Consider the following 6,698-nt stretch of genomic DNA (forward strand, 5'->3'; position numbering starts at 1 on the left):
TAGATTGGAAATATCCAAGGCAGGGCAAACGGGTTTAAAACAAACAGAATGAGTTTGCTTTCTGGTCAGTTGTTAATTCAAGCATCAAAAGGCAGGACTAAAGTCCCACTTCCGATGAATAATTAGCTTACTTTTGGGAAGTGGGACTTTAGTCCTGCATGTTTTCATTTATATAAATAGAGACTAACCCCTTCAATCAAGAAAAACCACTAGATTGGTGGTTAACTGTACTTAACTTGTATTATTTAAACCCGTTTGCCCTGTATCCAAGGTGAGTCAGTTGATTTATTACTTTCACTAAATGGCGACGAGATATTTTATGATATTCGGCAATCTCACGTACATTTGTCTTTTTATCTTTTCCTAATTGGGCGGTATAAATTAAACTTCGGCGTCCGAAATCTGTAAATTGAGATAGGCGCATACAGTATATTCCTTTATAAAAATGCTGATATAAATCAATTAGAAAGGTAACCTTTACTTAAATGAACATTTCAAATGTATATTTAAATAAAAGGTGAAATCATGTTAGACAAGCAATTATTACAATAATGCAATCGACAATACCCTTACTTGAGTCTGTAGACTCTGCGTTAACAGAGCATTTTTATAAGCGTATGTTTACCCATAATCCAGAGTTAAAAGATCAGTTTAATATGGCGAGTCAGCATTCTGGAAAGCAAGCTACTGCGTTGTTTAATGCGGTACTTGCTTCTGCTAAGTTTTTAGATCGTCCTGAAGTATTAGCGAGTGCGATTGAACGTATTGCACAAAAACATACTAGCTTTTTGATTACAAAGGAGCAGTCTAATATTGTTGGTGAGCATTTGTTCGCAACAATTAAAGAATTAGCGGGTGATGCCGCAACAGATGAAGTTATTAGTGCATGGGCTATTGCTTATGGCCAATTAGCAGATGTTTTTATTGCACGTGAAGAGAAAATTTACACCTCGAATAAAAGTCAAATAGGTGGTTGGCGAGACCTTAGCCAGTTTGCAGTTATTAAAAAATAAGTTGAAAGTGATGTGATCACCTCTTTTATTTTGGCTCCTACAGATGGTAAATCGATCATGGATTATAAATCAGGTCAATATATTGGTGTTCATGTTGACCCAACAATGTCTGATAACAAAGAGATTCGTCAATATTCATTATCAGATTCGCCAAACGGTAAAACATACCGCATTAGTGTAAAACGAGAGACATTACCTATTGCAGGTATTGTCTCTAATTATCTGCATAATGATGTTGAAATAGGAGGGTATATATATTTGATCCCACCCGCTGGAGATTTCTTTTTAGATGTAAAAGAGACAAATCCTGTTGTGCTTTTGTCGGGTGGAGTAGGGTTAACACCCATGGTGAGTATGTTTAATCAGCTGGTAAAAAATAATCATCAGGGTTCTATTCATTATCTGCATGCGTGTTTAGATGGTAAACATCATGCCTTTTCGTCACATGTGAAACAGTTGGCTGAGTTGCATAATAATGCAACAGTAACCACATGGTACCAAACACCTGAAAAGGCAGATAAATTGGGTTGTGATTATGATCATGCTGGATCTAAACAGTCTAGAAGGATCTATTTTACAACCAGAAACACATTATTATTTCTGTGGTCCAGTTCCTTTTATGCAAGTGGTAAATGATAAATTAAAAGCAATGGGTGTTGAGACGGATTATATTCATTATGAAATGTTTGGATCTCATGCGAGTTTGTGATTTAGATGACTAAACGCATGTTTATCGAGGTAATGAATAAAGTTGAATCTTTATTTATGCCTCTTATCTAATAGCATTCAAAATTATGGTAAATTATTTCTTCTATATTAAACAATAAAATTTTATCGTTTACCCTGCTGCTTTGTCCATTATGGAGGGCGTGTGTGAGCTAATATGTTAGCAACGAGAGAGTAAGTATCTCTTCATTTTAGCGATAAGTTACCGTCATAAATAAAGCACCTTGGTTGCTGAGTCACAGGATCAATAAATCGAAGCTCTTTTGCCAATAACTGCAATGGTGTTGAATAGTTATCATCAGATAGTGGTTGTAATTGTGGGTAGTATTTGTCGTTGAGTATGGGCCAACCTAATGTCTGCATATGCACACGTAATTGATGGGTTTTACCTGTAACAGGGTTTAACTCAAATAACGCTTTCTGATTCGATTGTTGCAAGCATCGAATGACAGAGTGACTATTGGCTTTGCCTTCCGTTACACGCATGCAAAACTGTGGTTCGGATTTTACGATACGATTCTTCACTTCCCATGTCTGACCGATAAGGTTTGCACCATTACGAACGTTGGCAATTGCCTGATAGGTTTTAGCTATTTGTCGAGTTTCAAAGAGATGATGGTAATGATGGCGGGTGCTTGGGTTAACAGAGAAGACGACCAAACCTGCGGTTACTCTGTCTAAACGATGCAATGCTTGCAGAGACTCAATACCAGTGCTTTGTCGTAAACGATTTTGCAAACATTCATTAACAAATTTACCACCGGGGATCACGGCGAGAAAGTGGGGTTTATAGGCCACTAAAATATGTTGATCCTGAAATAGTATTGTCTCTTTGAAGGGGATACTCGGCTCGCTTTCGACCTCCCTGTAATAGTAGATCCGTTGTTGCGCTTTAAAGAGAGATTGCGCTGTTATTAGTGTGCCGTTATGGCAGTGTACTTTGCCATCGGTGATGCGTTGCTGCCAAATTTGAGCATCAATGTAGGGGAATTTAATGATCAGGTATTCTAGCACGGTGGTAACACCAGGATTTGTCTGCGGTAAACTCAATATTGAGGGATACTTAGAAATTATCATTTAGTGAACTGCATTAGATTGAAATATCATAAAAACAGTGATTCCTAAGAGGCTGTAAATCAAAGTGTCAATGCCTGAAAACCATGTTGAAGCGCAATGCTATTGGTTACATTTATCAGTCTTTGTTTTATCGCTTGTTCAATACCAACGTTACTTTGAAGTAAATCATCAAGCGCAATAAAAGCAATTGTTGTTAGGTTACTACTTTCATAATGGTAAGCATAACCTGATGCTACGTGCCAATTTCCCGTTGCAAGAGAGGGTGTTTTTTCTTCCAATCGTCTGATCAGGGTAAAATCAAAGCATAAGGTGACATCTTCATTGCCATACCAATCTGCTTTTAGTGCTTGAAAGTTGATCCACATTTCCAGATTGTTCAATAACGGTTTAAGTGAACTCGAAAATTGGCCATCCGCCTTGATGGTAATGGGCACGTCTTGCTGCATATGTTTGCCTTTGCTTTTATGGAATATTCTGCTGATAACGTTATATTTTGCTATCTAACGGTTGCAGATGCAACCACAATAAGAACGCCTCTGTTACAGAATCATTTTATGCAATGTTTGGTGTTGAGGTTTATGTGAAATTAATGGCGGTATAAGAATGTGCTTGCAATGAAAAAAGTTGGCCCATTATCGCATATAGTTCACTTCTTGGTGAAGTCTAACTGCGCTTAATATTTATTATCGTCACTTTTTTAGCCGATTAAAAATTACTATAAACGATGAAGAATAGTATAGAATTGGCTTTCTAATTTACTGGAAAAGTTAATCATGGAAAACATATTTTGACACATCTTGAATTACCTCAATCTAAAAAATCGGTTAGCCCACTCTATGGCTTGAAACTTGATCAACTATTAACTGAAATTTCAGACCATTATGGGTGGTTGTGTTTAAGTGAAACATTAAATATTGAACGTTTTCAGTTTCATACTGGCTTAAAATCAACCATGAAGTTTTTACGTAATCATGAGTGGGCAAAAGAGAAGGTGGAAAACTTTTACCTTTATGTTTATAAAAACTTTGCGTGGCCTGATGATAAACAGTTAATGATCCCACCACGGGATCGCTCTTCACTGGGTGAGCCACTGGCTGATACGCCGAGTGAAATAATGGCAGAAACAAACGCGTTGATTGAGCACGCTTCAGATATGCGTGGTTCAAAAAAAAATAATACTCGCCAAAACAGCAGTGATGATGAGCCTGTTTATGATCCTAACAACCCATGGAATACTTAAGATGGCTTTGAAACCAACAATTTATAAAATGACGATTAATCGTTCTGATCTCAATAATGATATCTATGATAACTTTAATCTAACCGTTGCTCAGCATCCCTCTGAAAACCTTGAACGTATGATGGCACGCGTCCTTGCGTTTTGCCTTACTTCACAACAAGAGTTTTTAGCGTTTACCAAAGGGCTTTCTAATGTGGATGATCCTGATATTTGGGCAAAAAGTTTATCTGATGAGTTTCTTTTATGGGTCGATATGGGGGAGCCTGCTTTTGAGCGCATTAAAAAAGCGAGCCGTTTAGCAGATGCAGTGAGTATTTATAGTTTTAATACTAAGTCTGATGTGTGGTGGTCACAGGGGAAAAGTGACTTTGAAAAGCTAGGGAATTTAAGTGTGTATCAATTTGAATTTAGCCAAATTCAACAGCTCACTAAATTGGTTAAACGTACCATGGAGCTTTCAATTACACTTTCTGGTGAATCAAGTTATATCGCCACCGAGTTGGGTGAGTGTGAAGTTACGCTCACTGTTTTACAGCAACCCGATTAATCGTTATAATCTGCTCCCTTATTTAACGCAACCAACACAGTGATCTAACATGAAATTTATTGTCAAACTCTTCCCTGAAATTATGATGAAAAGTAAACCTGTTCGTAAACGTTTCAGTAAAATGTTACAGGGTAATATCCGCAACGTGCTTCGTAATTATGATGAAGAGGTAAAGGTGATTTTAGAGTGGGATAAAATCATTGTACGCACCGATAATGACGCGCCTGAAAACAAAGCAAAGCTTATTTATATGCTGTCAAGCACACCGGGTATTGCGCATTTTTTAGAGGTGAAAGAGAGTGAGTTTAGTGACTTGCATGATGCTTACGAGCAAACAAAAGCACATGTTGCTGATAACTTAACAGGCAAAACATTTTGCGTGCGTGTAAAACGTGTGGGTCATCATGATTTTACTTCAATTGAAGCTGAGCGTTATATCGGGGGTGGATTAAATCAAAATACAGAAGCCGCGGGTGTTAAACTAAAAGGCCCTGATGTTACCGTTAAGCTTGAAATTAATAATAACACACTGTTTTTTATCGACAAACGTCATGAAGGACTGGGTGGATTTCCATTAGGCACACAAGAGTCTGTTTTATCACTTATCTCAGGTGGTTTTGATTCGGGTGTTTCTAGTTATCAATTTATTAAACGTGGCTCGCGTGTACATTACTGTTTCTTTAATCTTGGTGGGGCTGCTCACGAAATTGGTGTAAAACAGGTTGCCTATCGTTTATGGCAACGTTTTGGCGCATCGCATCGTGTTAAATTTATCTCTGTTCCTTTTGAGCCAGTGGTTGCTGAAATTTTAGAGAAAGTAGATAACGGTCAGATGGGCGTTGTTTTAAAACGTATGATGATGCGCGCGGGGACACTTGTTGCAGATAAATTGGCCATTGAGTCATTAGTGACAGGGGAAGCATTAGGGCAAGTTTCTAGCCAAACACTGCGTAACCTTTCAGTTATCGACAAAGTGACTGATATGCTGATTTTGCGTCCACTTATTGTGACGGACAAACAAGACATTATCGATTGCGCACGAAAAATTGGTACAGCTGAACTTTCAGAAACTATTCCTGAATATTGTGGTGTTATCTCACTGCGCCCAACCGTGAAAGCGGTAATGAAAAAAATTGAGAAAGAGGAAGCAAAGTTTGATCTTTCTCTTATTGATCAAGTTGTCGAAAATGCGGTGATATTAGATATTCGTGATATTGGTAAGGCGGCGAATGAAGAGGTGACAGAGGTTGAGTCTGTTTCCGACTTTTCAAAGGATGAAGTGATTTTAGATATTCGCTCTCCTGAGGAAGAAGATGAATCTCCTCTGAAAATTGAGGGGGTAGAGGTTAAACATATCCCATTCTTTAGACTTGCGAGTCAATTTGAGACGTTAACACAGGATAAAACTTACCTTCTCTATTGTGATCGTGGTGTAATGAGCCAGCTACAAGCGTTGTACTTAAAAGAAGCAGGCTTTGAGAATGTAAAAGTATATCGTCCATAATTGATACCATTAAATTAAGCTTATCTTTACAAAAACGGTGCTAGTGATAGCACCGTTTTATTATCTAAGAAAGAAGCATACGCTTTAAATTTCTTAAAACCTCTTCCAACAATCTGTTTAGAAAATAATCATATCGGTTTTTACTCACAAAAATGGCGTTAAAGGTGGCGTTTTTTCATGCTTTGAGGGGGACAATTCACAGTTTCAGTTTGTTTGATTTTTTCTATCAGTAGGTTGGCCGTATTCTATACCCATGTTGTACCAATAACAGTAAATAGCTGATCTATTTTACTGGTTAAAACAACTCACTTCCGCGTTGTAATTTTCGTAAAAGGAACAACCATTTACGTCAACTTACGCCTTGAATTAAGCTGTTTTCCCTGCGGAAAATTTAGATCACATACTTAATGTAATTGGTATTACCTTGCTGACTTTGCATCTTGAAGTATCATGGGTATAGATGTAGGAATTGAATTACTCACTAAGGATCGGCTTCAAAATTACTTGCGCTTTTGTTTTCAACATAACCCGTCATTTCAGGCTTTTTGAAAACAATTTAGCGCAAGTTGTTGTGTAACGATCACTAAATAG

At 37.6% G+C, this 6,698-nt stretch carries 8 protein-coding genes; 5 read left to right on the plus strand and 3 right to left on the minus strand.

Translation table 11 applies throughout. From position 1 onward, the window contains the following. Positions 1–241: 241 nt before the first annotated feature. Positions 242–424 (minus strand): Rrf2 family transcriptional regulator, encoded by a 183-nt coding sequence (locus G322_RS0116500; protein ID WP_022942820.1) that lies wholly within the window; start codon positions 422–424, stop codon positions 242–244. A 127-nt stretch (positions 425–551) separates the two neighbouring features. On the opposite strand from G322_RS0116500, the gene G322_RS24370 reads away from it, so the two are divergent. Both G322_RS24370 and G322_RS24375 read left to right on the plus strand, forming a co-directional pair. After that, positions 552–1,013 carry a globin domain-containing protein gene (locus tag G322_RS24370; RefSeq protein WP_245542342.1) on the plus strand — a complete coding sequence of 154 codons (462 nt, stop codon included), beginning with the start codon at positions 552–554 and terminating at the stop codon, positions 1,011–1,013. Positions 1,014–1,070: 57 nt separating this feature from the next. Further along, positions 1,071–1,649, plus strand: a complete 579-nt coding sequence (locus G322_RS24375; protein WP_245542343.1) for an NO-inducible flavohemoprotein — start codon at positions 1,071–1,073, stop codon at positions 1,647–1,649. 276 nt (positions 1,650–1,925) lie between these two features. Here G322_RS24375 and G322_RS0116510 read toward each other — a convergent pair whose 3' ends face one another. After that, entirely contained in the window at positions 1,926–2,816 is an 891-nt protein-coding gene (locus tag G322_RS0116510; RefSeq protein WP_028866696.1) for a pseudouridine synthase, read from the minus strand. Between the two features lie 59 nt (positions 2,817–2,875). Further along, a complete protein-coding gene (locus G322_RS0116515) occupies positions 2,876–3,262 on the minus strand; it encodes a hypothetical protein (protein WP_022942822.1) in 387 nt (128 codons plus the stop codon). A 341-nt stretch (positions 3,263–3,603) separates the two neighbouring features. Here G322_RS0116515 and G322_RS21165 point away from each other — a divergent pair, with 341 nt between their 5' ends. From G322_RS21165 to thiI, 3 genes are read left to right on the plus strand one after another with little or no spacing between them, the layout of a single operon-like run. After that, on the plus strand, positions 3,604–4,056 hold the full coding sequence (locus G322_RS21165; RefSeq protein WP_022942823.1) for a VF530 family DNA-binding protein: 453 nt from the start codon (positions 3,604–3,606) through the stop codon (positions 4,054–4,056). A 1-nt stretch (position 4,057) separates the two neighbouring features. Next, complete coding sequence (locus G322_RS0116525) at positions 4,058–4,603, plus strand: YaeQ family protein (protein WP_022942824.1); 546 nt, start codon at positions 4,058–4,060, stop codon at positions 4,601–4,603. 49 nt (positions 4,604–4,652) lie between these two features. Beyond that, positions 4,653–6,107, plus strand: a complete 1,455-nt coding sequence (gene thiI / locus G322_RS0116530) for a tRNA uracil 4-sulfurtransferase ThiI (RefSeq protein WP_022942825.1) — start codon at positions 4,653–4,655, stop codon at positions 6,105–6,107. Positions 6,108–6,698: the final 591 nt, after the last annotated feature.

Source organism: Psychromonas hadalis ATCC BAA-638 (assembly GCF_000420245.1).
Classification (GTDB): domain Bacteria; phylum Pseudomonadota; class Gammaproteobacteria; order Enterobacterales; family Psychromonadaceae; genus Psychromonas; species Psychromonas hadalis.